The sequence below is a fragment of the Paenibacillus sp. 01L418 genome (assembly GCF_056400045.1).
On the sequence record NZ_JBFTSN010000804.1, the window covers coordinates 1 to 1,038 of the forward strand.

The 1,038-nt window shown below is 38.6% G+C and carries 2 protein-coding genes; both read left to right on the forward strand.

The features are described 5' to 3' along the window. Positions 1 to 108 precede the first annotated feature (108 nt). Positions 109 to 552: a MarR family winged helix-turn-helix transcriptional regulator gene (locus tag AC1DSE_RS35760; RefSeq protein ID WP_441883285.1), complete on the forward strand. Its 444-nt coding sequence runs from the start codon at positions 109 to 111 to the stop codon at positions 550 to 552. A 51-nt stretch (positions 553 to 603) separates the two neighbouring features. Further along, positions 604 to 1,038, forward strand: a 435-nt coding sequence (locus AC1DSE_RS35765) for a VOC family protein (RefSeq protein WP_477529180.1), incomplete at its 3' end; no start/stop codon positions are given.

Sequence of the window (1,038 nt, forward strand, 5' to 3'; positions counted from 1 at the left end):
GCATTAATCTTTCCATTAATTGTAGCTTTTTAAACTTAAACATTCACACTTGCCATTTTATCAATTGAGTAGTAAAGTGATGGCATAGTCATTGAGAGGGGGAACGAAATGCAGAATAATACGTTAGGTTCGTTAATTTGGCTGCGGCTGATGCGTTTTACGAATCAGAGCAACCAGATGTCAAATGAATTTTTAAAACAATTTGATTTAACGACTGCTCAATTTGATGTACTCATGCAAATTCGTGTCTATCAGCCTCTAACCCAAATGGTTTTGGCCGAGAAAGTAACGGTTACGCAAGGCGGCATATCTCGCATGCTCGTACGACTTGAGAACGAAGGTTATATTGTGCGCAAGCAAGACTGGAAAACCAAAACGATTAGTTTAACAGAAAAGGCCGAAGCCATATTGGATATCGCAATGCCGAGCCAGCTTGCTTTTCAAACTTCATTTTTTGAAGATGTATTAAATGAGGACGAACAAAAAACACTATACTCATTGATGACTCGCATCCATAAACATAGCCAGAAAAAGAAATTGCCGTCAGAGTAATTTTTTCGCAATATCAATTGACTAGTCAAGTTAAATAGAGGAGGAACAATTATGTATACAATCCCTGGACATCATCATATTTCGATGATTACAAAAAACGCAAAAATTAATAATCATTTTTATCAAGAAGTACTAGGACTGCGCAGAGTGAAGAAGACGGTCAATCAAGACGATCCATCCATGTATCATTTATTTTACGGTGATTTAACGGGCAGTGCGGGAACGGAGCTATCCTTCTTTGAAATGACAAATGCAGGAAGAACTGTGCGCGGTACTAATGCGATTACTCAAATTGGCTTGCTCGTGCCTTCTTTAGAAAGTTTAGCCTATTGGAAAAAACGTTTTGAATTATTAAAGGTAGAACACGGCGAAATTACAAAATATGCAGGGCGAGATGCGCTCCATTTTGAAGATACAGAAGGTTTGCGAATGGTTCTACTAAACAATAACGGTGAGGAAGTCCCTGAGAAATGGGCAGCATGGGAG